Genomic DNA, 26,094 nt, shown 5'->3' on the forward strand with positions numbered 1-26,094 from the left:
TGCGAGCGAGTATTATGATTATTCTGTGGCAAGCCCTAATTCTTATAATTATACTGTTATCGCGGGAAATATCGGCGGAGAAAATTCAGACAGCGCTGGACCTATCGCTGTTAGCTGGTGTGACGCTCCAGCCCCAAGCGATTTTGTTTTAAGCCAAGTTTGCGATGGTTTAGGAAATTCAAATGTGGATTTGATTTGGAATCAAGACGCTCCAGAAAATGTCAGCCATTATATTATAGACAGATATAACTCGGATGTTGGGATAACAGATATTTTAGAATCCAGTTTAGACAGTTCGTTAAGAACTTATCTTGATGACAGCCCGCCTTTTGATGAAACTAATTATGATTATAGTATAGTAGCTGTTGGTAATAGCGGAAATTACGCGACTTCAACACAATCAATATTAACAAATGATTGCGCACTTCCAGGAGTTCCAAATATAACGATTTATAATCCTAGTTGTAATGGAGTTGCCCCATTTATTGATTTAAGCTGGACAAATATAGCAAACGCTGATTATTATGTTGTGTCCCAAGACGGAAGCGATATTTTTGACACAAGAAATAAAATAGCGGCTCTGTATCATTTTGACGAGGGAAGCGGAATAGATATTGAAGACGCCACGGAAATAAAAGAAAATGGAAGTATTGTCAGCGGAACTCCGCAATGGGTAGCAGGAAAAATTGGAAACGCTTTAGATTTTTCAAACGGAAGACGTGTGGAAATCCCAGATAGCGACAATTCAGTGTTTGATTTTAAAAATTGTTTTACATTAGAAGCATGGGTTAATAGTGAAGGATCATCAAGTCGTGATTATGTCATTTATAAAGATAGTGTTTATTATTTTACTATTTATAATAATAAAATAAATTGGTATCTTTATAACGCTCATTGTGGAAATGATTGTTGGTCTGCTCGTTGTCATATAGACACAGGAGTAAACATTAATGTCAATGAGTGGACGCATATAGCAATGGTTTATGATAAAAATACAGTGACAATATATAAAAATGGAAATGAAGAAATAGCGTCTTTTCCTGCTTATGGTTTAGTTTATCCAGTAAATAACAATCCTGTTCGCATAGGATATAGTTTTCAAGGCGCTATTGACGAAGTAAAAGTGGTTGGCGAAGCTTTAGGCCCAGCTGAAATTTTAGCTGATTATAATGACGGGAATACTGGAATAAATTTAACTGTTCCATTAGCCGGCGATGTTGTTGATTTTGATGATTATAATGTTTTAGCGAATGATGATCCATGGTATTTGGGAGAATCTCATACTTACGAAGTAACAGCTTTTAATTTAGGAGGAAGCGCAACAAGCGTTTCAGAAACTGCAACATTTGATAATCCAACAGACGCTTGCGTTCCAGGGGTCTCTTATCAAACAGATACTTCTGCATATTGTATTTCAGACAACCCAGGAGTTAGCTATCCGTATATCCATTTTGAATGGGGAGATTTTATGCCTGGAAACAGCGGAATAAGCAACGCGGATGTAAGAACCAGCAGCGCTTATAGGTTGGTAATTGATAGTGTTTTAAAAGCAGATGTTTTGCCAACAACCGGAACATATTGGTGCAGCGGCGGTAGAAGAGAGCATGTTTATTTTCAAAATGACATATCTGGCTGGGGAATAGACGATGACGCAAACCATAGCATTTCTTTAAGAATAACCAATGTTAATGGATTAACTCAAGACAGTTCTGTTAGAGATATAAATATTCCTTTTTGCGCCGCGCCTTCTGATGTAACTAATTTTACTGTTACTCCAGGGTGCAACGGAGATCAGGCAAAAGCTGATTTAGACTGGGATGATGACTCTCTGGGTTACACAAACAGTTATTATGTTGTAAGAGAAAAACAAGGCGGAGGAACAGAACCAACAAGTTTGAATTATGAAGGAGAGATTGAAGATTTAATTGATTGGAATTATTATAATGAAGGGCTTTGTTATAAAGACGGAATTTTTTATAGAACTTCTTGGTATAATCATACTGGCGGTGAACTAGTTGATTCTAATGGAATTAGTTATGATACAGAATCTTGGAGCAATGATCTAAATGGAATTGTTTGGGATAGCGTTGATAATTGTTTTTGGTTTTCCGACGATCAGCATAATGATATAGTTAAAACTGATGAAAATTTTAATTTCATTAGCAGGTTTGATATTAGTGGGGAAATTTATAGTCAAAGAGGTATTACTACGGACGGGACATATCTTTATATTGTTGATTCAGGACATTATGAAGATTATAGATATTCAGGAGCTATATTTGTATATAATAAAGACGGTAGTTTGCATAAAAAAATAGATATGAGTTTAATGGCTCATGGCAGTTGGAACGGACACGGGATTGCTTATCTTAATGGTTATTTATATGTTGGAACAGATGGGGGTGTTCATTATGAAAGCGTTTACGCGATAAATGTTTCTCAAATTGCCGATGGCATAGTTTCTATACAAGCAATATTTGATACTTCAAGTTATGTTTGTTCTTATGGCGTTAAAGGTGTCGCGACAGATGGCTCAAATCTTTTTTTAGCCGATTATTGCTATACTCCTTTTTACAAATTTTCTATTGTTAAAAGCGGCAATGAAATTAAATATGTTAATACAGCTTTGGTTTCTGAATATGAAAATTTTGGAGATTTAGAAGTAAATTCCGCTTATGATTATTATATTTTAGCCACAGGAAATAATTATAGTTATAATATTTCAGCGACTATTGCCACAACAACTCCTTCTGCTTGTTATAACGCGCCTTTAGAGCCATCAGTATCGTATGTAACCCCTAAATGCGATAATTCAGCAAATTCTTATATGGAAGTAAAATGGAACGCTATTGTTGAAGAAAATAACACTGACGATTATGATCTTTATAGAATAGATGACTTATTAAATAATGATATAATAATAAATGGAATTGGAGATAATAATTTTGGAAGTCTTACAAGTGGATCTGATAATTGTTCAAGCATAATAGATATTGATTCAGGATTATTAGTGATAACTTGTGAAGATTATGAGCTGATATTAACAACTGGATATAAATATTATCTTAAAGCAAACGGTCCTGGCGGAACTGTTCAATCAATTGATTATCCTCTAGATTTTGTTAATCCAATAGATTGCAACGCTACTCCAGAAATTCCCGCTAATTTTTCAGTGGCTTCTGATTGTATGGGGTATTGCAACGGAGGAAATGACAATGGCAATTTTTGCGCCGGAGACAGCGATTGCGACAGCGCTGATTGTACAATTAGTTTTTTAAATGGAGGTTCAGAAAATTTAAAATGGGATAGAATGCAAAATGCTTTTCAATATGTGATTAGCAGATATTGTGATGGAACATATGATAACACTATAACTATTGGAGAAATAGGATATTCTTCTTACGACCCTGACAATCCTGATGTGTCTTATTTTGATACTTATGTTAAGTATATTGACCATATTCCATTTGAATTTATTAATAAAGATTGTTTATATACTGTTATAGCAAAAGGATACGGTGGGGACAGCGACCCAACAGATCTTTTGGGCGATACAGTGCCAGTCTGCGGAAACACGCCTGCTGCGCCAACTAATTTAGATTTATCAAACATAAAGTGCGATGAAACAACTATTAGCTGGAGCGATATAACAGATATAGGTGAAGTTGGCAATGATCCTCCAAATAATCCAGGAACAGGCGGAGAATTTTATTATAATGTTTATCAGGATTATGATTTTACAGGACCTGTATTAATAGCCCAAAAGTTGTCTCCAATAAATTCAGGTGAAACGCAAACTTTTTCTGCCACAGGATTGGTTGAGGAAAAGAATTATTCTTGGTTGATTGAGGCATGGAATCCAGCAGGAACTAGCACTTCCACCATTTCTACAATTACCGCTAAATGCGGACCGCAAAATTTAGTGCTTAAAAGAAAATTAAGCAGTTGTGAAAAAGTGGAATTGTATTGGAAAAGAGCTGAAAATTATTTAGGATTTGAAAATGCCAAAAGATATGAAGTCTACAGGGCTGAATCTATATCTAATATTTTTGACGATGTCCAATATCTTGGCAATAGTTGTTCTGGCGATTTTGATGATGACGGAAAAGTGGACGGACATGATTTAATAGATATGAATTGGCAAATTGCTAATAACGCTGATTGTAGCAGTTTGCCGTGTATCGGCGATTTAGATGGCGATAATGACGTTGATTCAAATGATCAAAATGAATTTGATTCCCAGTATGGAAGAAGAGATTGTTTGTTAAAAGATTATGATTGCAGTGATGGCGCTTGTTATAGAAATATTAATTTAATTATAGGTTGTTCAGTTTATACTGATCCTTGTAGGGGAGATATTGATTCAGATGGAGATGTTGACGGCGATGATTTAACAATAATGGATGCTCAAATTGCCACTAATTCAGATTGTGCTGTTATGCCTTGTATAGGAGATTTGGACGGTGATAATGATGTTGATAATAATGATAGAGGTTTGCTTACCAGCGAGCTGGGAAGAGGCGATTGTTCTGATTGTGATCTTGATTGTAGTGACGGAGTTTGTTATGATATAAATACTAAAACATATAAATTTATTGATTATTACAATCTTAATGATCATAGCGAGCAATTTTTAACCGGAACAAAATATTATTATATTGTTAAGGGTCTGCCAGTAGAGCCTGCTATTGAACATGGTAATTCTAATGTTTTAAAAATTCAGCCATGCCCTTATTTGCCTGAGTGGAGAGACGCAAGGCCAGAATAAACAAATAGACAAATAAGCATTTGAACATAGAAACATATAAATAAATTAGATTGTGAAAGTTTCGCAATCTTTTTTGTTTGAATAAAAATTATTTAGATGTTAAAATGTTTATATGTTTAAATGGGATATTATGACCAAAAAAGAAGCCAAAAATAGAATAGAAAAACTAAAAAAAGAAATTAGCTATCATTCTTATTTTTATCATACTTTAGACAAGCCAAAAATTTCTGACGCTGTTTGGGATAGTTTAAAAAAAGAATTAGCTGATTTAGAAAAGCAATTTCCAGAATTTATAACGTCTGACTCTCCTACCCAAAGGGTGAGCGGAGTTCCTTTGGATAAATTTACAAAAATTGAACATACCGTAAGGCAATGGTCTTTTAACGATGTTTTTAGCAAAAAAGATCTTTATGGTTTTTTCGCTCGAGTGAAAAAAATGTTAGAAAAAATGAACATAACAGAAGATTTAGAATATACTTGCGAGTTAAAAATTGACGGAGTTCATATAGTTTTAACTTATGAAAATGGAATTTTTGTCCGAGCGCTAACAAGAGGGGACGGTAAAACAGGAGAAGACGTAAGCCAAAATATAAAAACTATTCAAAGCATACCGTTGCGTTTGCGCAAAAATGTTTCTGTTATAGTTGAAGGAGAAGTATGGATGAGCGATAAGGATTTTAAAGATCTGAATAAAAAACGCAGAAAAGAAAATAGGCCGGAATTTGCCAATCCTCGCAATGTTTCAGCTGGATCAATCAGGCAATTAGATTCAGAAATTACGGCTAAACGAAAATTAGATTGTTTTTTATATGATTTAGCGCAAATAAAATCAGCTCACATTCCGTTAACTCAATTTCAAGAATTAGATTTTTTAAAAAAATTAGGATTTAACGTAAATAAGCATTGTAAACTTTGCAAAACAGCGGAAGAAGTAATAAAATATTGGGATTATTGGGGGAAGCGAAAACAAAAAGAGCCATATTGGATTGATGGCATTGTTATAAAATTAAATAGCAGAAAATTTCAGGAAATGTTAGGGCATACTGGGAAAGCTCCTCGTTGGGCAATTGCTTTTAAATTTCCGGCAGAGCAGGCAACAACTGTTGTTGAAGATATTGTGATACAGGTTGGGCGTACAGGAGCGCTGACCCCTGTGGCACATTTGCGTCCAGTAAAAGTTGCTGGGTCAACAGTCAGCCGAGCTACGCTTCATAATGAAGACGAAATTAAAAAAAAAGATGTTAGAATAAGCGATACAGTAGTTATCCAAAAAGCAGGGGATATAATTCCTGAAATTATAGAGCCGATAAAAAATTTGCGTAATGGCAAGGAAAAAAAATTTAGCATGCCAAAAGTTTGTCCAATATGCGGATCATTTACTTTTAGAAAAAAAGGAGAAGCAGCTACATATTGTTCTAACAAAAAATGTTACGCGCGAGAAAAAGAAAGATTAATACATTTTGTTTCTAAAAAAGGTTTTAATATTGATGGTTTTGGGAAAAAGATTGTTGAGCAATTAATAGATGAAGGAATAATTCGTGATTTTTTTGATATTTTTAAGATTAAAAAGGAATATTTAGAGCCATTAGAAAGATTCGCTGAAAAATCTGCTGACAATTTAATAAATGAAATAGAAAAATCAAAAAATATTACGCTTTCAAAATTTTTGTTTGCCTTAGGAATAAGATATGTTGGAGAAGAAACAGCGATGTTGCTATCGCAACAAACTCAAAATTCAAAATTCAAAGCTCAAAATTTAGGAGAAATAATCAATTATTTTAAAAATTTAGAATTAGAAGATTTTGAGAAAATTGAAGGGGTTGGTGAAAAGTCGGCAGAAAGCTTGTATAATTATTTTCATAATGAAAAAAATTTAAAAGAATTAAATAAATTAAACATTGCTGGCATTAGAATTAAAATTGCAAGTGAAAAAAAATTAGATCAAAAATTTTATAATAAAACTTTTGTTTTAACAGGATCGCTTAATAATTTGACAAGACAGGAGGCAAAAGATAAGATAAGAATATTAGGAGGCAATATTTCTTCCGCAATAAGCAAATCAACAGATTATGTTATAGCTGGTAAAAACCCAGGAAGCAAATACGCAAAAGCGAAAAAACTGGGAATAAAAATTTTAGATGGGGAGGAATTTTCAGATTTAATAAAGCAAAATTTAGTTATATGAAATTAAATAAACAACAAGTAGAACACATCGCTAAATTGGCTCGTCTTGAGTTAACTGAAAAAGAAAAAAAAATTTTTTCTGTTCAGCTTTCTTCTATTTTGGATTATGTTGGAAAATTAGAAGAAGTTAATACTGACGGTGTTGAGGAAACATCGCAAGTTACGGGATTAATAAACTCAATAAGAGATGACGTGGTTGAGGAGGCATTATTAGAATCAAAACAAGAAATTTTAAATAACGCTCCTGATAAAGAGGATAATCTGTTCAAAGTAAAAAGCGTATTTTAAAATATCAAAAATCAAAATTGAGGAATCGCTTCGCGATGAAATATAATAAATAATTATTTTTTAAATTTATTATTTTGAGTTTTGATTTTTGTATTTTGCATTTTATTTTATGTTAAACAAACTAACAATTAAGCAAACTCATCAAGGTTTAATTAATAAGGATTTTTCTTGCTGTGAATTAACGAAAAGTTATATTAAGGAAATTGAAAAAAAGAATAAAAATATTAACGCTTTTATCACAACAAGTTTTGATTTAGCAAAAGAGCAGGCAAAAAATATCGATAAAAAAATTAAACAACACGAAAATTTAAAACCATTAGCAGGTGTTCCTTTTTCAATCAAAGATTGTTTTTGCGCTAAAGGAATTCAAGCAACAGCAGGATCCAATATTTTGCGTAATTATATGCCTTGTTTTGACGCAACATCAGTAAAAAAAATAAAAAAGCAGGGAGCTGTAATTTTAGGAAAGGTTAATACAGACGAATTTACAATGGGCGCGTCAACAGAAACTTCAGCATTTGGAGTTACTAAAAATCCATTGGATTTAAAAAGAGTTTCCGGCGGATCTTCTGGCGGATCAGCCGCGTCTGTTGCTTCTAATATGGCTGCTTATTCTTTGGCAACTGATACAGGCGGATCAATTAGACAGCCGGCCGCGTTTTGCGGAGTTGTTGGATTAAAAGTAACTTATGGAAGAGTTTCAAGATATGGTGTTATGAGTATGGCGTCTTCTTTAGATACGATTGGAACAATAACAAAAACAGTGGAAGACTCCGCGATTGTGTTAAAAGAAATAGCGGGATATGATAAATATGATTCTACAACGCCAAAAGCAAAAGTTGACGATTATTTGCGTGAATTGCAAGGTAATATTAGAGGGTTAAAAATTGGTGTTCCAAAAGAATATTTTATTAAAGAATCAAGTCCGGAAATTAAAAAGAATATTAGCAAAGCAGTTAAAAAGCTTGAAAGTTTAGGCTGTGAAATTATTGATATTAGCCTTCCGCATACTAAATACGCTATTGCTGTTTATTATATTATTGTTCCATCAGAAGTTAGTTCTAATATGGCAAGATATGACGGAGTTAGATATGGTTATTCAATAACTAATGACAAAAATGAAATACCAAAAGATTTAATGGATATTTACGCAAAAAGCAGGGCAAAGGGATTTGGAGCGGAAGTGAAAAGAAGAATAATGATTGGGACTTATTCTTTGTCAGCTGGATATTACGACGCTTATTATAAAAAAGCAATGCAGGTTAGAACTTTGATTAAAAAAGATTTTGATAATGCTTTTGAAAAAGTTGACGCATTATTAGCTCCTGTTGCTCCTGATATTGCTTTTAAAATAGGAGAAAAAATAGATAATCCTTTGCAGATGTATTTGGAAGATATTTTTACCGCGCCTGTTAATTTGGCAGGGGTTCCATCTCTTGCGATTCCTTTTGGCAAAACAAATAAAATGCCATTAAGCGTTCAGATTATAGGCAAGCATTTTGATGAAAAAACAATTTTAAAAATAGGGCATAAACTCACTCAAACACATTAATATAGTAATATAAGTTCAAAATTCAAAACTCAAAGTTCCCTGCCTGCTAGCAGGCAGGAAAATTATAACTAAAAATTTAAAACAATAAATAAAATAGGAAATTTTTAGTTTTTAATTTTAGTTTTGCATTTTGATTTTTGCATTTTGAATTATTTTTTATGTATTATGACAAATGGCAAAATATAATAGCAATGGTTGAGGAAAAATTTGGAATTTTAGACAAAAAAGAAAAGCAAGAAGAAATTGGAAAAGATGTAAACAGTAATGATGTTTTCGAAAAAAGCGAAATTATTGAATTTAAAGGTCCATTGGGAAAAATAAAATTGGAATTAATCACGCGCCCGATTGTTTTGGAAAAAAAGACTAATTTTTCACGCAGGATCGGAGGAGATGTCGGCGTGGAATATATTTATTCTGATTCTGAGGAAGTTTCAAAATTTAAGGCTTATAAATGGAGCGATGAGCAAAATGATTGGACGGAAATAGACGCGGATATGTTCACCAATTAATATATGCAATATTTAACAGCTGGAATAAGCGCTTTTTTAATTTCAATCTTTTTTACAATTTTAGTAAAAATTTTAGCTTGGCGTTTTCGCATAATTGACAAGCCTGGTTTTTGGCGAAAAGTCCATAACCGGCCAACGCCTCTTCTCGGAGGAACAGCAATTTTTTTAAGTTTTTTTACTGTTTCTTTTTTTTATGTTTTTTTTAGTGATTTGATTATTGAAAAATATATAAGCCTTATAATGATGGCTGGAATTTGGTTAGGCGGACTGATTATTATTTTTGGAGGATTTTTAGATGACAAAAAAAGCCTTGATCCTATTAAACAAGTAATTTCCCCAATATTTGCGGTTTGCGTGGTTATAGCTGTGGGAATTAAAATAGGTTATATTACAAATCCTTTTGGCGGAATTATTGATTTTAATAATTTTCAATTTTTGTCAATTATTTTGACATTTTTTTGGCTCTTGGGAATGAGCTATACAACAAAAATTTTGGACGGGCTTGACGGCTTAACAACGGGAATAACTTTGATTGGAACAATAATTATATTTATTGTAAGTTTATTTTTAGGACCATTAATATTGCCGGAAGTAGGGCTGTTGGCAATAATTTTTGGAGGATCGCTTTTAGGATTTTTAATTTTTAATTGGCATAAAGCGTCTATTTTTTTAGGAGAAGGCGGAAGCCTGTTTTGCGGTTTTATGCTAGGTATTTTAGCTATTGTGACTGACGGCAAGATTGCTATTACTTTTTTAGTTATGGGAATACCGATAATTGATTTGTTATTTGTTGTAATTAAAAGAATTTTTAAAAAAGAATCTCCGTTTTCGCATGCTGACAAAAAACATCTTCATTTTCAATTATTGGATATTGGTTTTTCGCACAAGCAATCTGTAATTTTTCTTTGTTTTTTAACGTCAATTTTAGGAGGAGTTGGATTATTTTTTAAAAGCCAAGGAAGATTAATGGCTATTTTTATTTTATTATTTTTAATGTTATTAAACGCCTGTTTTTTGTATTTAGTTTATAAAAAAAAGAAAAATACAAGATTAATATAAATTATGAAAAAGATTTTTTTAACACTTTTGCTTTTGTTTGTTTTTGTTATCAGCGGATGCAATAATTTTGTTGATCCTAAATTCAATAAATTGCAAGTTAAAGATAAAATTATCAATGTTGAAATAGTGGACACTGATAAGTCAAGAACACAAGGATTGTCAGACAGAAAAGATTTATGTGATGATTGCGGAATGCTTTTTATTTTTGAAAATAAATTAGTCCGTTCTTTTTGGATGAACAAAATGAATTTTCAGCTTGATATGATTTGGATTGATAATGGAATAATAAAAAATATAACAGAAAATGCCGAAATGCCGACTAACGGTAATATTCCAACCTACAATTCTGAAAAAAAGGTTGATTGGGTTTTGGAAGTTAACGCTGGATTTTGTGAAAAATATGGAATAAAACAGGGCGACAAGGTAGAGTTATTGACAATTACAAAAAAGTAGTTTATTATATAGTCATAATTATAAAATTTCTAAATTCCTAATAAGAGTTTAGTTTTTTTAAATTTTATTTTTATTTATATTCGCGACATTTTCTGATATATATCTGGAGTATTCGCATTATATTATATGAAATTAGCAGTAATTAAAACAGGCGGAAAACAATATAAAGTCAAGCAGGAAGACGAGATAAAGGTTGAAAAAATTGACAAAGAACCTGGCAAAAAAATTAGCTTAGAAGAAGTCTTATTGATTTCTGATGAAAAAGCAAAAAATTTTAAAATTGGCGATCCTTTTGTTAAGAGCGCTAAAGTTGAGGCTGAAATTTTAGAGCAGACACGAAAGAAAAAAATAACAGTTGTTAAATATAAAGCAAAAACAAGATATAAAAAAACGTTAGGACATAAACAGCGTTATACAAAATTAAAAATTATTAAAATAGTTTAATCAAATGCGTTTGCAAAATGCAGGCGTGTTTTATTAAGCTCTTTGAAATTTAAAAATACCCTATATTCAGGGTGTTTTTTGTTAATTTGGTTTTTAACATATTTGAAAAATAAAAAAGGAGGAAACAAAATTATGTTAAATCATCTAATTCCAGAGGCATATACTTTTGACGATTTATTGTTGGTGCCTGCTTATTCTGAAGTTTTGCCAACAGAGGTAGATATTTCCACTCAGCTCACGTCTGAAATTCGTCTTAATATTCCATTAATAAGCGCTGCGATGGACACAGTTACTGAGGCGCGAACCGCTATCAGCATGGCAAGACAGGGTGGCATTGGAATTATCCATAAGAATATGTCTATTGAAGCTCAGGTAAGAGAAGTTGAAAGAGTAAAGAAGTCTGAAAGCGGTATGATTACGGACCCAATTACAGTGACACCTGATCAGCGCATATGGGATGTAGAACAGATAATGCGTGAATATAAAATATCAGGTGTGCCAGTAGTGATTGGGAAAAAACTTGTAGGCATTGTCACAAAACGGGATTTGCGGTTTGAAACAGATTGGGATCGCAAAGTTTACGAGGTAATGACAAAAGAAAATCTGGTTACGGCCCCTGTCGGGATTACCCTTAAAAAATCAAAAGTCATCTTACACAAACATCGCATTGAAAAACTTCTTGTAGTGGACGATGACGGAAATTTCAAAGGTCTCATCACGATCAAGGATATAGAAAAAATTAAGAAATATCCTTTGGCAAGTAAGGACGAAAAAGGCCGTCTAAGAGTTGGCGCATCTGTTGGCATAAACAAAAATTATCTTCGGTATACAGAGGCTTTGGTTAGGGTTGGAGCGGACGTGATAGTTATAGATTCAGCTCACGGACACTCAAAAAACGTGATCAATGCGGTATCTGAAATCAAAGAATGTTTTGTCAATGTCCAGGTGATCGCGGGTAATGTTGCGACTGCGGAAGGCGCAAAAAAATTATTGAGAGCAGGGGCTGACGCCATAAAGGTCGGAGTGGGACCAGGCTCTATCTGCACGACAAGAATTGTCGCTGGTGTTGGCGTGCCACAGTTAACAGCTATCCATAATTGCGCTGTTGTGGCAAAAAGATTTGGAAGACCTATTATAGCTGATGGAGGCATTAAATTTTCTGGTGATTTAACAAAAGCTATAGGAGCTGGCGCTCATTGTGTTATGATAGGAAGTCTGCTCGCAGGTACAGATGAAAGTCCTGGTGAACAAATTTTTTATCAGGGACGGCAATATAAGGTATATCGCGGTATGGGTTCATTAGGAGCCATGAAAGATGGCAGCAAGGACCGATATTTTCAAGAAAATGTCAGAACAGAGGCAAAGCTGGTTCCAGAAGGGATTGAAGGCAGAGTGCCATATAGAGGTTCGATTTCCACCACCATCCACCAGCTCGTCGGAGGGTTAAAGGCCGGCATGGGGTATATTGGCTGTAAAACCATAGAGGAACTCAGGCAAAATGCCTGTTTTGCGCACATAACTCTTGCAGGTCTAAGAGAAAGTCACGTCCATGATGTTATAATAACCAAAGAGTCACCAAACTATTGGATTGAGTAAAAAAGGTGTGGCAAATATTTAATATTTGCCACACCTTTTCATTTTTTATAGACAAAACTTCCATACTAAGCAGTATTGAAGTTTTGTCTATAAAAAAATATTTTAAAATAATTATAGAATATTTGTTTAAAGCTCGTTTCTGTATTTTAAAGCGTTAGAGATTGTGACTTCATCCGCGTATTCTAAATCAGCGCCCATTGGAAGCCCTCTTGCTAACCTGGTTATTTTTATATTTTTAAAATTTTTTAAAACTGTTTTTAAATACATTATTGTTTCTTCGCCTTGAATGTCTGGATTAAAAGCTAAAATTATTTCATCTATTTTGTTATTTTTTAATCTTGTTATTAATTGTTTTATATTTAATTTATCGGGAGTAATGCCGTTAAGATTGTCAATTGTTCCGCCAAGAATATGATATACACCACTGAATTTTTCTGTTGTTTCAATCGGATAGATGTCTTGCGGTTTTGCCACAACGCATATAATTTTTTTATTTCGGTTCGGATTAGTGCATATATAACACGGTGATTTTTCCGAAAAATTACAGCATTCTTCACAAACAATTATTTTGTTTTTTAATTCAGCAATTGCCTGTCCGAATTTTTTCAAATCTTGCGGAGATTTTTTTAACAGATGAAAAACAAACTTTTCAGAAGTTTTTGTGCCTATACCAGGCAAAAGATTAAAATATTCTATTAAATTTTTAATAGGATTTGGAAAAAACACACAAATAAAATTACAAATTACAAATTACAAATAAATTACAAATTTAAAATCCAAAAATCAAAATTAAGAACAGACAGTCCGAAAATTATTTAAATGGATTTCTCCCCTGATAAGGGGAGGTTAGGAGGGGTTTAAAGTCCTGGGATATTAAAATTTCCTTGCATCATTTTTTGAGCCATCATTTTTTGTGATTGTTTTATGGCGTCATTTATTATTTTTTTTAAATTATTTGCCAGTTTTTCTTTATCATCTTCATTAGAAATTTCTATATTAATAATTTCCATATTTCCATTCATCTTAATTTTTATTCCGTTTTTTTCAATATCAATAAATTCGTCAGCCAGTGTTCTTTGAAGCTCTTTGCCTTGTTTTTGCAAATCTTTTAATTGTTTAAATTTATCAAACATAAAATTTGTTAAAATTATTTAATTTATTTAAATGAAGTTTTCAATTTATATTTTTTTTCTTTTTCTAAAATTTTCATAATCAGCCAAAAATTTTTCCCCAACTGATTGTTTTGTTTCTGAATCAACTTCTTTCTTTTTTTCTCTTTTTCTTTTTTCTTTTTGAAAATCAAAGACTTTTGCTAATTCTTCTGTTCCAACATCTTTTTCTAAATTTTTTATTTTTTTTCTTTTAATATTTCTTTTTAGGCTTCTTTCAATGGCTTCTTCTTGCCTTCTTATTTGATTTTTTATATCATCTAAATCCATTTCTAAAATTTGTTTTTCTTCATCTGCGGCATTGCTAATTTTTTCAATAATTTTTCCTTTTTTTTCTTTTAATTCGGTCAATGAATCAACAAGTCTTTTATCTGGATCCATTTTTATATTTTTTTTGCCCTCTTCAAGATTCCTGACAGGCATTGTTTCTTGCATAAATTTTTTTGTTTAATTATTAAATAATGTTTTTTATATTGTCTTTAAGTATAATATAACTAAAATAAAAAGTTAAATTTTTCAGTATCCATTTTTAAAATTTAGATTTTAAAATTTTCACAATTCCTTTATTTGTGTCAACTTCAACCCCATTAGATATTTATCTCGTTATATATAAATTATCTAACAAGGTCAACTAAATCCCCTCGTCCGAGGCTGACAAGCGTCTTTTATTTAATAATTTTAACCATTCCTTTATTCGCATATACTTCCACGATTTGCCCATTGCGCAATATTTGCGTAGCGATTTTAGTTCCGATAATGCAAAATTTTTTAGTTCACGAGAAACAATTGTCGCATGACAAGTTATGCCACCTTCGTCAGTCACAAAGACCGCGGCTCTCTTCATAACTGATATGTATTTCGGGTCTGTCATAGAAGCGACTAAGACTTCTCCTTCTTTAAACTTGCTACTTTCTTCAATTAACCTGATTATTCTCACTCTCCCACTGGCTTTTCCTAAAAATGCGCTATTTCCTTTTATTAATTTAATATTTTTATCAATATTACTTGCTTGATCAATTTTGGCATATTTTTATTCTGATAAATTATATTCATATCCATTAAAAATTTTAACTTCATTAAACGGCCAGCCGCGCAACCAAACCTTTCCAATAATTAAATCCTTTGAAACAGCGCCAAAAAAACGGGAATCAAAACTATTATTGCGATTATCGCCTAAGACAAAATATTCATTTTCATTTAAAGTTGTGTTAGTGTTTTTTCTAATATCATCACTATTCAAATATTCTTCATTTATTTCAACTCCATTTGGAAATTCATTATTATAAACAAATACTTGATTATCTTTTACTTCTACTCTTTCACTTGGCAAGCCAATAATTCTTTTAATAAAATATTGTCTTTGATCATTTGGATATTTAAAGATCACGACATCTCCGCGCCTTGGATCATCAAGACGATATCCTATCTCATTGACAATTAAATAATCATGGTTGCTAAAAGTAGGCTCCATTGACGCTCCTTTTACATAAAATGGCTGAATCAAAAAATAACGAATAGGTAAAATTATTATTAAAGAAAAAACAACAGCTTTTATTGCTTCAATCGCAAAAGCTGAAAAATTTTTAAAATATTTTTTAAAATAAAAATTTTTTTGCTTATTATTTTGAAAAGTCTCAGGCTTGTTTTCTTTGATTTGCATAAATTTTAATTATTAGTTAATATATAAGAAATTCAGGGCAAAGAATGTTCTAAAACAATTAAACCACAAAATAAAAAATAATCAAATGAATAAAATAAATTTTTTGCAAAAAAACCATATTAATAATGGTGATGTTTATTATCCGCGCAAAAAATCAAAAATTGCGAAATTTTCAATTTATATTTCAATAATACTGCTTATCTCATTGGCGTCTTTCTCATGGCAAATTTTTTCTTCATATGAAAAAAACAAAAACACAAACGAAACAAACTCAGGAATTATCAGCAGTATTAGGAATGAAATCAAACATTTTGTGACACTCGGCCATTTAAATAAAAATAGCGACAGAAAATTAAAAGGCGAAGAAGGCAACAGAATAAATGTATTACTTTTGGGAATTGGGGGCGAGGGGCATCAAGGAACATACCTTTCTGACACTATGATTGTTGCCAGCGTGGACACTTCACAACAAAAAATTTCTTTAATATCAATTCCGCGCGATCTTTATGTTCCCATAGAAGAATACGGCTGGCATAAAATAAACCACGCCAACGCTTATGGAGAAAATAAAAAACAAGGATATGGCGGTATTTTAGCTTCAAAAACAGTTGGAAAAATTTTTAATATTCCCATACATTATTATGTAAGGGCTGATTTTGACGGATTTAAAAAAATAATAGACGACATTGGCAAAATTAATGTTTATGTCGATAATTCATTTGTTGATGAAAAATATCCTGATAATAATTTTGGATATAATCCCGTGAATTTCCAGCAAGGATCGCAAAATATGGACGGCGACAGAGCGTTAAAATACGCACGATCACGGCATGGAAATAATAATGAAGGATCTGATTTTGCAAGATCAAAAAGACAGCAAAAAATACTGCTGGCTGTCAAAGAAAAAATGTCTAATTTTCATTTTTGGCTAAATCCCAAAAAGATTGGAACTATTCTTGCTAATTTAGAAAATCACATAAATACTAATATGGAAATTCGTGAAATTGTCAGTTTGTCAAATATTTTAAAAAAATGCGATTTTAAAAATATAAATCATATAGTCTTAAGCAATGGCAAAAACGGTCACCTTTATGAAACTAATTTTAACGGCGCTTATGTTCTTTTACCAAAAAATAATGATTTTACTTCATTAAAAATTTTGGCTAAAAATATATTTGATCCAGGAGTTGTTGCTGGAGCTACCAGCCAGCAAAATTCTTATGCTTCCATTGAAGTACGAAACGGAACAAAAATAACTGGTTTAGCCGGAAAAATAGCTCAAGATTTAAAACAGAACCAATTTAAAATAACAAAAATAGGCAACGCTAAAAAACAGGATTACAAACAAACAATTATCTACGATTTGACTCGCAACAGCAGGACTGATGAATTAATTTTTTTAAAAAATAGGTTAAACGCTGTCGTAAGCTTGACTGTCCCTGATTGGCTAACATCACAAACCGTTTCTGGCGCGAAAATTGGTCTGACTAATCCAGACTTCAACAGCTTGGCTGATTTTATAATTATCCTTGGCGAAAACGCGGATAGATAGAATAAATTATTTTAAAAATTTTTTGTATCAAAAATAACAAAATATTAACTAATTAATTAACAATAAATCTACGAAACATTTTACAAGAACAGAAGATTTTAGGATAGAAGAATGTTCAGAACTTTTTCGTCGTATGAAAATTTTTGAAGAGGGATTTAAGCAAGGCGACAATTTTGCCAACCTTTGTCTTGGCAAAATTATTGCCTCAATGTTTTTACAGGAAAGCACAAGAACATCAGATTCAATAAAAGCGGCTATTGTAAAATTAGGCGGAGGATGGTTTGGGATGGATGTGATTAAAGGAATATATCTTGAATCAATGGCGAAGTTGAAGTAGATAAAAGCTATTTTGGAGGCAGAAGAAAAGGCAATTGTGGCAGAGGAGTAGCTGGTAAAGTCCCCGTATTTGGCATACTTAAGCGAAAAGGAAATATTTATACCAAGATAGTGAGTGATGTCTCCAGTAAGACCTTGCGGAAGATGATCAGAACCAATGTTATTTCCAAGAGCATTGTCTATTTAGATAGTTTCAGGTCTTATGACGGACTGGTCTTGGATAGTTTCAAACACTATCGTATCAATCACAGTAAAACGTTTGCCAACAGTAAGAGACAACACATTAACGGCATAGAAAACTTTTGGGGATATGCCAAAGCCAAGTTGAAAAAGTACTATGGAATTAACAGAAAATACTTCTATCTTTATCTAAAAGAGATGGAGTTTTGTTTCAACCACAGAAAATACTCAAATTTAGGCTTGCTTATCAGGAAAATTCTACTTTCTAATAACTCTGTTTTAGATTAACTCCGGAAATTTTATATAACTTTTAATTTATAATATGGATAACAATATGAAAAAAGAATGCAGAATAAAACAGTTTCCAGTATCATTTTTTTCAATGATTTTAGGAATGTGTGGCTTTACCATAGCCTTTCAAAAAGCTGAACAAATTTTACAAATGCCAATACATTTAAGTTGGTACATTTTAATGATGACAATCTTATTTTTCATTATTATTTCAATTGTTTATCTAACAAAAATGATCAGGTTTAAAGATGATGTAAAAAATGAGTTTAATCATCCTATTAAATTGAGTTTTTTTCCGACATTTTCAATAAGTTTGCTTTTATTAAGTGTAGCGTTTTTGTCTGTAAGTATGATTATATCAAAATATTTATGGCTTACAGGTACGATAATCCATTTTATTTTTACTATCAAAATTATCTCTATTTGGATTCAACATAGCAAATTTGAAATCAAACATATGAATCCTGCTTGGTTTATTCCTGCGGTAGGTAATATATTGGTGCCAGTTGCCGGGGTTAGTCATTTTTCTTCTGAAATATCTTGGTTTTTTTTCAGTATAGGATTATTTTTTTGGATAATATTATTAATTATATTCTTTAATCGTATTATTTTTCATAATCCATTGCCTGATAAATTATTGCCAACATTTTTCATTTTAATTGCTCCGCCAGCTGTAGGATTTATTTCGTTTGTTAAACTAACAGGAGAAGTAAACGAATTTTCCAAAATATTGTATTATTTTGGTTTATTTATTGTTTTTTTATTATTCGCACAGATAAACTTATTTAGAAAAGTAAAATTTTATCTTTCATGGTGGGCATATTCTTTTCCAATCGCTGCGATAACGATAGCAACCATTCTAATGTTTTATGAAACTAATGTTGAGATGTTTAAATATTTATCATGGATATTATTTTCTGTGTTGAATATAATCATAGTTTCATTGTTAGTAAAAACAATTATTGCCACTTCGAAAAGAGAAATTTGTATTGAAGAAGAATAAGGAGTTTTGGGACCACCGCCAAATATCGCATATTATGAAGCATTATCAGAAACCTCGCTTCGCTCAATTTTGCATAATGCCCGCGTTTACAGCGCTGTTATGCTCCGCGAAGCTTCGCATAACAGCGCTTATACGAAATGCAGCTTCGGCAAGCAAAGCTTGCCTGCGCGTCATTTCTCATAAGCGCGGGCGTTATATTTGATAATAAAAAATTCATTTTTATTTTTTAAAAAAATATTTAATTAACTAACCAATAATTTTATGGCTATTCCTAAAAAAATAACAAATTTTTTGGAAAAACATAACATCAACTACGAAATTTTAGAGCACAAAACAGTTTATACTGCTTTTGATATGGCGCAGACTATGAAGAAAAAATTAAGCCAAATCGCGAAGACATTAGCGCTGAAAGTAGACAAAAAGCATATTTTAGTCGTGGTTCCGGCTGATCGCAAAGTGAATTTTGACAAGCTTAAAAAGCTTTTGAAAGCTAAACAGATTAAAATTGTTAAAGAAATTGATATGGTAAAGGTTTTTAAAACAAAAAAAGGAAATCTGCTTCCGTTTGGAACTTTTCATAAGGTTCCTGTTTTTATTGATAAAACACTTTTAAAAACCAGAATAATTATTGTGAGCGGAGGAAGCTACACAGAATCTTTAAAATTAAAAGCTATGGATTTATTAGAGCACGGAGGCGAAGCATTAACTGCTTTTTCAAAACAGCATAAATTTAAAAAAGCGCGAAAAATCAAGCCAAAAAAGAAAAAGACTGTCGCGAAAAAGGCAGCAAGAAAGAAACCAACAGCTAAAAAAATTATAAAATCAAAACCAGCTAAAAAACGCAAGGCGAAAAAATAAAAAAGTCTCAATATATTTTATAGTTGAGACTCATTGCTTGGATTATTATTAGTTTGTTTAGTAGTATATATATCCGCCGCATGCTTCCTTTAAAATTTTTTCAAATTTTTTTTCTGTTATTTCTGGAAATTCTTCTTTCAAATATATAGATAATTTATAGATAGTGCGTGAATAAAAATGTTCCATTGGACTATGAACACAGGCAAATCCATCTCCTCCGATTTTTATGTATTCATTTAATGTATTAATAAATCCCTTTATGTCAGGGTTATTAATGTCTAGTTATTCAACTATAACAGAATAAACATGTCCGACCGGAGCATAAGCCTTGCCTAAATCCCTATATCTTTTTATTGTTTTTTTCTTCATCATCTATTCTTTCTTCGTCCAACATTGAATGATTTTTAAAAGCATCCATGAATTGGCTCCTCCTTTTATTGTATTTATTTAGAATGTTAACACGATTGAGACTTTTGTCAATAAAAAAATTAAAAAAAATAAATTTTTATGCTTAAAGTTCAGCTTGACCAGTTTAACGGTCCTTTGGATTTATTATTATCGCTGATTAAAAAAGAAAAATTAGACATAACTCAAATTTCTTTAGTAAAAATTACTGATCAATATTTGTCTTATGTTGAAGAATTTAAAAATGTGGCTACTGACGAGGTAGCTGATTTTTTATTAGTGGCGGCTAAGCTTGTTTTTATTAAATCCAAAGCGTTGTTGCCGAAAGAGGAAGAGGAAGACGATGAAGAGGAAGAATTATTGCGCCAATTAAAAATTTACAAGCAATATTTTGAAGCTTGTAAAAAAATAAATAAAATTATATTAGAGGAAAATTTTTTATTTACGCGCGACAGTAAAATAAAAAATCAAGTTGTTTTTAGCCCACCTAAAAATCTTAAAACATCAATATTGCACAAATCATTTAAAAATTTTTTGCATAATTTGAAAAAAGATGATTTTATAATAGATAGAGATAAAATAATGAGAAAGATTTCTATAAGCGATAGAATTAAAGAAATACATTCTATAATAAAGGACAGAAAAGAATTTATTTTAAATCAATCAATTGTCTCTTGGGTATTTAAAAGCGAGCGAATAGTAAGTTTTTTGGCTGTTTTAGAACTTAATAATCGTCAGGATATTTTTATAAAACAAGATGAACTTTTCGCTGATATTGTAATTTCTAATGTCTAAAATTTAATTTTATGAATTTAAAATCAAAAATCGAAAGTATTTTATTTGTCGTTAATAAGCCGTTGTCTGCTGGGAAAATCGCTAAGTTTGTGGAAGCTGATAAAAAGAAAATTAAACAGGAGTTAAGCGAGCTTATTAATGAATATAAAGAAAAAAATAGCGGAATTATTATAGTAAAAAATTTAATAAGCTATCAGATGACTACTAATCCTGCTAATGCTGATATAATTAAGAAATTTTTAAAAGAAGAAGTGTCAGGAGAATTAACCCAGCCAGCTTTAGAAACATTAACTATTATTGCTTATCGCGGACCAATTTCAAAACCAGAATTAGAGCAGGTTAGGGGAGTCAATTGTGGATTAATTTTGAGAAATTTAAGAATCAGGGGATTGATAGAGCAAAATCAAGGAAAAGATTTAAAAAAGAAATTGGAAAATAAAGATGATAATTTTTTGCAGGAAGAAATATATTATAATGTTAGTTTTGATTTTTTAAAGTTTTTAGGAATAAGTTCTATTGAAGAATTGCCTGAATTTGAAAAATTAAGTAAGCAAGAAATTTTTTAGCAATAATTTTATGCCTTTGATTTTAATTTTAATTTTATCGCTTAATATTATTTATCCTACAGCTAATGAAAATTTTAATAATAATTTAGATAAACAGTTTCCTAAAAAATTTGTTAATGACAGTTTAGGAATATCAACAACAGCTAAAAGCGTTTTGGTTGTTGATAAAGAAAGCAACAAAATATTATTTGCGAAAAACAAGAATGAAGTTTTACCAATCGCCAGCATCACAAAGTTGATGTCTGTTTTAATTTTATTGGATTGTGAAATTGATTGGAGGCAAGAGGTTGTTATAAAGAAAGAAGACAGGCGCGAGGGTGGAAGAATTTATCTTGGTTATGGCGAAGTAGTTACTGCAAAAGATTTACTGAATTTAGCTTTAATTGCTTCAGATAATCAGGCAATTATTGCTTTGGCAAGAATTAGCAATTTAAGCAACGAAGATTTTGTAAAATCAATGAACGTGAAAGCAAAAGAATTAAAAATGGGAAAAACAGAATTTTTTGATCCAGCTGGACTTAATCCAAAAAACGTTTCAACAGCGGAAGATTTAATAAAATTAAGCGTTGAGATTTTTAATCACGATAATATTGTTGAGATTTTAAGCAAGGATAAATATTTTTTTAGAAATATAAATATAGGCAGATTTCATCAAGTTTTTTCCACCAACAGACTCTTAAATAGTTTTTTAGCTGACAAAGGCTCGGAATATTTTTTAAATGCCGGAAAAACAGGGCATTTAGAAGAAGCAGGATATTGTTTTTTTTGTGAGGCAAAAAATAATAATGGAAATAAAATTTTTGTCGTGATTTTAGGAAGCGAAACAAATCAGAGCCGTTTTCAGGAAGCGAAAGCGTTAATCAGCTGGGTTTTCACAAATTGGGAATGGGAAAAATCTGATGCTTGATTTTTGTTTGTTTTCTGCTAAAATTTATTTATATGTTTGATTTGAATTTAATTGAAACGTTTAAAAATTTGTCTCCTGAATTTGCGACTTTTTTAATCGCGATGATTCCAGTTACGGAATTAAGGGCGTCAATTCCAATTGCTTTGGTGGTCTATGAATTACCAATATGGTCGGCCATATTATTTTCTGTCTTAGGCGATATGGTGCCAATGTTTTTTGTTTTAATTGGCGTGGAAAAAATTTATTTTTTTATTTCTAAAAAATCAGAAAGATGCAAAAAACTTTTTGATTGGTTTTTTAAAAGAACAGAAAATAAATTTTCAGGAAAATACGCGAAATACGGAGCAATTGCTTTGATTTTTTTTGTAGGAGTTCCATTGCCATTTACTGGATCATGGTCTGGTTCTGTTGCGGCTTTTCTTTTCCGTATTTCTTTTTATAAGGCATTTCCTTTGATTATGGCAGGAATATTAATTGCTGCTACTTTAGTTACTTTAATTACTTTAGGATTTATAACAGTATTTTAAAAAAATAACATATATTCTATGAAAAAATTTTACATTATAGCTAATTGGAAAATGAAGCTTAATTTTCAAGAGAGCATTGAGCTTTTTAATGAAATTAAACAAAATTTCCTTGAAAAAAATCAAGCTGAAATTGTTGTTTGTCCTTCTTATGTTCCGCTTTTTGAAATAAATAAAAATAATATCGATAGAAAAATAAAATTAGGAGGTCAAGATGTTTTTTGGGAAGAAACAGGAGCTTACACGGGGGAAATTTCCTGTGAAATGTTAGAAGACGTTGGATGCGAATATGTTATTATCGGGCATTCAGACAGAAGAAAGTATTTTAAAGAAACCGATGAGATGGCGCATTATAAAGTAAAAACAGCTTTAAAATCATCTTTAACTCCGATTTTGTGCGTAGGCGAGAATTTTCAAGAAAGGCAGGAAAATAGGAAAGATTATGTTATAATAAGCCAGATTACAAAAGCATTATCAGGAATTGATTTTAGCGGATCAGAAAAAATGATTATTGCTTATGAGCCTGTCTGGGTAATAGGTTCTGGGCAAGCAATAAAACCGGAAGACGCTGAATATATGCATCAAATTATTAAGCAGACTTTGATTGATATTTTCCCTATTGAAATAGTTGAAAAATGTTTTAAAATTATTTATGGTGGAAGCATCAATGCGGGAGTTGTTAAAAATTTTTTAATTCAGCCGAATATTTGGGGGGTTTTAGTTGGAAGCGACAGTTTGAATTCTAAAAAATTTATTGATATAATTAGAGAAGTAAATACGATTAAATAAAATTTTATGTATAATATAATACCTTTTTCTGTTATAATAGTTAGTTTTGCGATTATTTTGTTTATTATAATAAGAAAATTTCCAACCATTTCTTCAATTGATATTGAATCTTTGCCAAAAGAACAGCAAGACAGATTGCGTGAAAAAATAGTTATAGACAGAATAAAAAGAAGATTAAAGAAATTAGCCGTTTTAAACAGAATTTTTTTTGTTGATAAATTAAGCGGTTTAATTAAGAAAAAATTTAAAACGCTTTATGACAAACTTTTAGATTTGGAAAAAATATACAAATTTAAGCCAAAGATGGAACATTTTAAAATAAAGCATAAAAACAATTCTGAAGATATTTTAGAAGAAGCAAAGTTATTATTAGCAGATAATAATTTAGAGGAGGCGGAAAAGAAATTTGTTGAAGCCATTGGTTTAAATCCGCAAAATATTAAGGCGTATAAAGGATTAGGAAAAATTTACTTAGAGTTAAAACAATATGAGCAAGCAAAAGAAGTTTTTGAGCATATAATCAAATTAGATGATAAAGACAGTTACGCGTATTTTGCTTTAGGCGAAATTAATTCAAATAAAGGAGATATAATTTGCGCGAGAGAAAATTTTTTAAAAGCTGTTGAACTTAAAAAACACGATGCTCCCATGTTGATAGAATTGGCAAAAGTTTGCCAAATTTTGGGATATAATGAGGAGGCGCAGTCGCATTTAAAAGAAGCTGTGAATGTAGATCCGAATAATCCAAAATATCTTGATTATTTGATTAAAGCAAGTATAGATCTAAAAGATAAAAATTTAGCTGAAAATATATTATATAAATTAGAAAAAATAAATCCTGAAAACAACAAAATAGAAGAATATAAAAAAGATATTAAAGAATTAAATTAATAAATTTCTTTGCATTGCAAAATTTGATTTAGATTTTGCGGTTAAAATAAATTTAGTAAAAGAGTATGGAAAAGAATTTATCAAAATTAGAAAAAATTTTGGAAGTAAAATTTAATAACGAAGATTTATTAAGGCAGGCGTTTGTCCATAGGTCTTATTTGAATGAGCATCCTAATTTTAGATTAGGTCAAAATGAAAGGCTGGAATTTTTAGGCGACGCGGTTTTAGAGCTTGCGATAACTGATTATTTATTTAAAAAATATCCCAACGAAGATGAGGGCAAGCTTACTAATTTAAGGGCAAGCATGGTAAATACGCAGATGCTGGCGAAATTGTCTGATGAATTTAAATTCGGCGATTTTTTATATTTAAGCAAAGGAGAGCGTCAGGACAACAATAAAAAAGCGCGCGAATCTATTTTAGCTAATTGTTTTGAGGCAATTATCGGAGCTATTTATTTAGACCAAGGGTTTAGAATAGCTAAAAGTTTTTTAAAAAAAATTTTTAATAAAGAAATTCCTAATATTTTTGAAAAACAGCTTTATTTAGATCCAAAAAGCAGATTTCAAGAAATAGCGCAGGAACAATTCAGCATAACTCCTCATTATAGAGTTTTAAAAGATGAAGGACCTGACCATGAAAAGATTTTTACAATTGGCGTTTATATCGGCGATGAATTGATTGCTCAAGCAAAGGGGAGTAGTAAGCAGATAGCGCAGGTAGACGCCGCAAAAAAAGGCCTTAATAAAAAACATTGGAAATAATTATTATTATAATTTTAAGTATATAAATCTAAATAATATTTTTATCATTTAGAAATTGTATATTTAGATTTCAAATTTATGTTAGAAACAAGCAAGGATGTCTTATTTATTATTTTAGCTTTTTCTATTTTATGGCTCACGGTTTTTATCTCTTTTATTTTGTATTACATTGTTAGAATTTTTAGAACAGCTGGAAAAATTATTAACAAAACAGAAAATACAATCAGCAAAATTGACGATTTAGTTGATTTCTTGAAAAATAAAATAGGAAAATCAACATCGCATTTGATTTTATTGGCTGAATTAGTTAAACAAGGAATGAGCTTGATCCAAAATAAAAAGGACAGAGATAAAAATTCGCCAGCTGGCGGAAAAAAATCCAAAAAATAATTTAATTATAATAAATTTTAAAAAATGAAAATTCATAATCATATAATTAGTCTTGAAACTAAAACCACTTTGGATTTTATTGATATTACCGAAAAGATTCAGGAAGTTATAAAAAATGTTAAAATAGAAAATGGCGTAGTTAATATCCAAAGTCTTCATAC

At 31.1% G+C, this 26,094-nt stretch carries 26 protein-coding genes and 1 pseudogene; 22 read left to right on the top strand and 5 right to left on the bottom strand.

Annotated elements, in window-relative coordinates; genetic code table 11:
• Positions 1-25 precede the first annotated feature (25 nt).
• The 9 genes from U9O55_03900 (at position 26) to guaB (ending at position 12,853) form a co-directional block, all read left to right on the top strand.
• Positions 26-4,768 carry a LamG domain-containing protein gene (locus U9O55_03900; GenBank protein ID MEA2088953.1) on the top strand — a complete coding sequence of 1,581 codons (4,743 nt, stop codon included), beginning with the start codon at positions 26-28 and terminating at the stop codon, positions 4,766-4,768.
• 130 nt (positions 4,769-4,898) lie between these two features.
• Positions 4,899-6,953: an NAD-dependent DNA ligase LigA gene (gene ligA, locus U9O55_03905; GenBank protein ID MEA2088954.1), complete on the top strand. Its 2,055-nt coding sequence runs from the start codon at positions 4,899-4,901 to the stop codon at positions 6,951-6,953.
• Entirely contained in the window at positions 6,950-7,240 is a 291-nt protein-coding gene (gene gatC, locus U9O55_03910) for an Asp-tRNA(Asn)/Glu-tRNA(Gln) amidotransferase subunit GatC (GenBank protein ID MEA2088955.1), read from the top strand. Before ligA ends, gatC begins: the two co-directional genes overlap by 4 nt.
• Positions 7,241-7,349: 109 nt before the next feature.
• Complete coding sequence (gene gatA, locus U9O55_03915; GenBank protein ID MEA2088956.1) at positions 7,350-8,792, top strand: Asp-tRNA(Asn)/Glu-tRNA(Gln) amidotransferase subunit GatA; 1,443 nt, start codon at positions 7,350-7,352, stop codon at positions 8,790-8,792.
• A 158-nt stretch (positions 8,793-8,950) separates the two neighbouring features.
• Positions 8,951-9,301, top strand: coding sequence for a hypothetical protein (locus U9O55_03920; protein MEA2088957.1), 351 nt, complete (start codon positions 8,951-8,953; stop codon positions 9,299-9,301).
• Positions 9,302-9,304: 3 nt separating this feature from the next.
• Positions 9,305-10,360, top strand: coding sequence for an MraY family glycosyltransferase (locus U9O55_03925; GenBank protein MEA2088958.1), 1,056 nt, complete (start codon positions 9,305-9,307; stop codon positions 10,358-10,360).
• Positions 10,361-10,363: 3 nt separating this feature from the next.
• Complete coding sequence (locus U9O55_03930) at positions 10,364-10,813, top strand: DUF192 domain-containing protein (protein MEA2088959.1); 450 nt, start codon at positions 10,364-10,366, stop codon at positions 10,811-10,813.
• A gap of 126 nt (positions 10,814-10,939) precedes the next feature.
• Positions 10,940-11,257 (top strand): 50S ribosomal protein L21, encoded by a 318-nt coding sequence (gene rplU, locus U9O55_03935; GenBank protein MEA2088960.1) that lies wholly within the window; start codon positions 10,940-10,942, stop codon positions 11,255-11,257.
• 132 nt (positions 11,258-11,389) lie between these two features.
• Positions 11,390-12,853 carry an IMP dehydrogenase gene (gene guaB, locus U9O55_03940; protein ID MEA2088961.1) on the top strand — a complete coding sequence of 488 codons (1,464 nt, stop codon included), beginning with the start codon at positions 11,390-11,392 and terminating at the stop codon, positions 12,851-12,853.
• Between the two features lie 126 nt (positions 12,854-12,979).
• On the opposite strand, the gene recR is transcribed toward guaB, so the two are convergent.
• The 5 genes from recR to lepB all read right to left on the bottom strand — a co-directional run bounded on the left by recR (position 12,980) and on the right by lepB (position 15,682).
• Positions 12,980-13,579, bottom strand: coding sequence for a recombination mediator RecR (gene recR, locus U9O55_03945; GenBank protein MEA2088962.1), 600 nt, complete (start codon positions 13,577-13,579; stop codon positions 12,980-12,982).
• Positions 13,580-13,710: 131 nt separating this feature from the next.
• The gene (locus tag U9O55_03950; protein ID MEA2088963.1) at positions 13,711-13,986 is read right to left on the bottom strand and encodes a YbaB/EbfC family nucleoid-associated protein; all 276 of its coding nucleotides are present in this window, start codon (positions 13,984-13,986) and stop codon (positions 13,711-13,713) included.
• A 45-nt stretch (positions 13,987-14,031) separates the two neighbouring features.
• Positions 14,032-14,457 (bottom strand): hypothetical protein, encoded by a 426-nt coding sequence (locus U9O55_03955; GenBank protein MEA2088964.1) that lies wholly within the window; start codon positions 14,455-14,457, stop codon positions 14,032-14,034.
• A gap of 196 nt (positions 14,458-14,653) precedes the next feature.
• The gene (locus tag U9O55_03960) at positions 14,654-14,959 is read right to left on the bottom strand and encodes a PEP-utilizing enzyme (protein MEA2088965.1); all 306 of its coding nucleotides are present in this window, start codon (positions 14,957-14,959) and stop codon (positions 14,654-14,656) included.
• A 93-nt stretch (positions 14,960-15,052) separates the two neighbouring features.
• Positions 15,053-15,682 carry a signal peptidase I gene (gene lepB / locus U9O55_03965; GenBank protein ID MEA2088966.1) on the bottom strand — a complete coding sequence of 210 codons (630 nt, stop codon included), beginning with the start codon at positions 15,680-15,682 and terminating at the stop codon, positions 15,053-15,055.
• Between the two features lie 85 nt (positions 15,683-15,767).
• Between lepB and U9O55_03970 the strand changes: the two genes are divergently transcribed.
• From U9O55_03970 to U9O55_04030, 13 genes and pseudogenes are all read left to right on the top strand, one after another.
• Positions 15,768-17,234, top strand: coding sequence for an LCP family protein (locus U9O55_03970; GenBank protein ID MEA2088967.1), 1,467 nt, complete (start codon positions 15,768-15,770; stop codon positions 17,232-17,234).
• A 55-nt stretch (positions 17,235-17,289) separates the two neighbouring features.
• Entirely contained in the window at positions 17,290-17,571 is a 282-nt protein-coding gene (locus tag U9O55_03975; GenBank protein MEA2088968.1) for a hypothetical protein, read from the top strand.
• Positions 17,556-18,038: pseudogene (locus U9O55_03980) on the top strand (IS1595 family transposase). Before U9O55_03975 ends, U9O55_03980 begins: the two are co-directional and overlap by 16 nt.
• A gap of 34 nt (positions 18,039-18,072) precedes the next feature.
• A complete protein-coding gene (locus U9O55_03985) occupies positions 18,073-19,044 on the top strand; it encodes an SLAC1 anion channel family protein (GenBank protein ID MEA2088969.1) in 972 nt (323 codons plus the stop codon).
• 261 nt (positions 19,045-19,305) lie between these two features.
• On the top strand, positions 19,306-19,902 hold the full coding sequence (locus tag U9O55_03990; protein MEA2088970.1) for a YbaK/EbsC family protein: 597 nt from the start codon (positions 19,306-19,308) through the stop codon (positions 19,900-19,902).
• Between the two features lie 507 nt (positions 19,903-20,409).
• Positions 20,410-21,102, top strand: coding sequence for a segregation/condensation protein A (locus tag U9O55_03995; GenBank protein ID MEA2088971.1), 693 nt, complete (start codon positions 20,410-20,412; stop codon positions 21,100-21,102).
• A gap of 11 nt (positions 21,103-21,113) precedes the next feature.
• Positions 21,114-21,668 (top strand): SMC-Scp complex subunit ScpB, encoded by a 555-nt coding sequence (scpB, locus tag U9O55_04000; GenBank protein MEA2088972.1) that lies wholly within the window; start codon positions 21,114-21,116, stop codon positions 21,666-21,668.
• A gap of 10 nt (positions 21,669-21,678) precedes the next feature.
• Entirely contained in the window at positions 21,679-22,575 is an 897-nt protein-coding gene (locus tag U9O55_04005; GenBank protein ID MEA2088973.1) for a serine hydrolase, read from the top strand.
• Between the two features lie 32 nt (positions 22,576-22,607).
• Complete coding sequence (locus U9O55_04010; protein ID MEA2088974.1) at positions 22,608-23,102, top strand: small multi-drug export protein; 495 nt, start codon at positions 22,608-22,610, stop codon at positions 23,100-23,102.
• Positions 23,103-23,120: 18 nt separating this feature from the next.
• Positions 23,121-23,888 (top strand): triose-phosphate isomerase, encoded by a 768-nt coding sequence (tpiA, locus tag U9O55_04015; protein MEA2088975.1) that lies wholly within the window; start codon positions 23,121-23,123, stop codon positions 23,886-23,888.
• Between the two features lie 6 nt (positions 23,889-23,894).
• Positions 23,895-24,779, top strand: coding sequence for a tetratricopeptide repeat protein (locus U9O55_04020; GenBank protein ID MEA2088976.1), 885 nt, complete (start codon positions 23,895-23,897; stop codon positions 24,777-24,779).
• A 65-nt stretch (positions 24,780-24,844) separates the two neighbouring features.
• Positions 24,845-25,543 carry a ribonuclease III gene (gene rnc / locus U9O55_04025; protein MEA2088977.1) on the top strand — a complete coding sequence of 233 codons (699 nt, stop codon included), beginning with the start codon at positions 24,845-24,847 and terminating at the stop codon, positions 25,541-25,543.
• A 78-nt stretch (positions 25,544-25,621) separates the two neighbouring features.
• Positions 25,622-25,933, top strand: a complete 312-nt coding sequence (locus U9O55_04030; protein ID MEA2088978.1) for a hypothetical protein — start codon at positions 25,622-25,624, stop codon at positions 25,931-25,933.
• The last annotated feature ends 161 nt before the right edge of the window (positions 25,934-26,094 follow it).

This window comes from Patescibacteria group bacterium, assembly GCA_034660655.1.
In the GTDB taxonomy this organism is placed as follows: Bacteria; Patescibacteriota; Patescibacteriia; order JAACEG01; family JAACEG01; genus JAACEG01.

Coding starts and splice junctions, on each gene's coding strand:
- ligA (MEA2088954.1), top strand. CDS start 4,899: ATGACCAAAAAAGAAGCCAAAAATAGAATAGAAAAACTAAAAAAAGAA.
- gatC (MEA2088955.1), top strand. CDS start 6,950: ATGAAATTAAATAAACAACAAGTAGAACACATCGCTAAATTGGCTCGT.
- gatA (MEA2088956.1), top strand. CDS start 7,350: ATGTTAAACAAACTAACAATTAAGCAAACTCATCAAGGTTTAATTAAT.
- U9O55_03920 (MEA2088957.1), top strand. CDS start 8,951: ATGTATTATGACAAATGGCAAAATATAATAGCAATGGTTGAGGAAAAA.
- U9O55_03925 (MEA2088958.1), top strand. CDS start 9,305: ATGCAATATTTAACAGCTGGAATAAGCGCTTTTTTAATTTCAATCTTT.
- U9O55_03930 (MEA2088959.1), top strand. CDS start 10,364: ATGAAAAAGATTTTTTTAACACTTTTGCTTTTGTTTGTTTTTGTTATC.
- rplU (MEA2088960.1), top strand. CDS start 10,940: ATGAAATTAGCAGTAATTAAAACAGGCGGAAAACAATATAAAGTCAAG.
- guaB (MEA2088961.1), top strand. CDS start 11,390: ATGTTAAATCATCTAATTCCAGAGGCATATACTTTTGACGATTTATTG.
- U9O55_03950 (MEA2088963.1), bottom strand. CDS start 13,986: ATGTTTGATAAATTTAAACAATTAAAAGATTTGCAAAAACAAGGCAAA.
- U9O55_03955 (MEA2088964.1), bottom strand. CDS start 14,457: ATGCAAGAAACAATGCCTGTCAGGAATCTTGAAGAGGGCAAAAAAAAT.
- lepB (MEA2088966.1), bottom strand. CDS start 15,682: ATGCAAATCAAAGAAAACAAGCCTGAGACTTTTCAAAATAATAAGCAA.
- U9O55_03970 (MEA2088967.1), top strand. CDS start 15,768: ATGAATAAAATAAATTTTTTGCAAAAAAACCATATTAATAATGGTGAT.
- U9O55_03985 (MEA2088969.1), top strand. CDS start 18,073: ATGGATAACAATATGAAAAAAGAATGCAGAATAAAACAGTTTCCAGTA.
- U9O55_03990 (MEA2088970.1), top strand. CDS start 19,306: ATGGCTATTCCTAAAAAAATAACAAATTTTTTGGAAAAACATAACATC.
- U9O55_03995 (MEA2088971.1), top strand. CDS start 20,410: ATGCTTAAAGTTCAGCTTGACCAGTTTAACGGTCCTTTGGATTTATTA.
- scpB (MEA2088972.1), top strand. CDS start 21,114: ATGAATTTAAAATCAAAAATCGAAAGTATTTTATTTGTCGTTAATAAG.
- U9O55_04005 (MEA2088973.1), top strand. CDS start 21,679: ATGCCTTTGATTTTAATTTTAATTTTATCGCTTAATATTATTTATCCT.
- U9O55_04010 (MEA2088974.1), top strand. CDS start 22,608: ATGTTTGATTTGAATTTAATTGAAACGTTTAAAAATTTGTCTCCTGAA.
- tpiA (MEA2088975.1), top strand. CDS start 23,121: ATGAAAAAATTTTACATTATAGCTAATTGGAAAATGAAGCTTAATTTT.
- U9O55_04020 (MEA2088976.1), top strand. CDS start 23,895: ATGTATAATATAATACCTTTTTCTGTTATAATAGTTAGTTTTGCGATT.
- rnc (MEA2088977.1), top strand. CDS start 24,845: ATGGAAAAGAATTTATCAAAATTAGAAAAAATTTTGGAAGTAAAATTT.
- U9O55_04030 (MEA2088978.1), top strand. CDS start 25,622: ATGTTAGAAACAAGCAAGGATGTCTTATTTATTATTTTAGCTTTTTCT.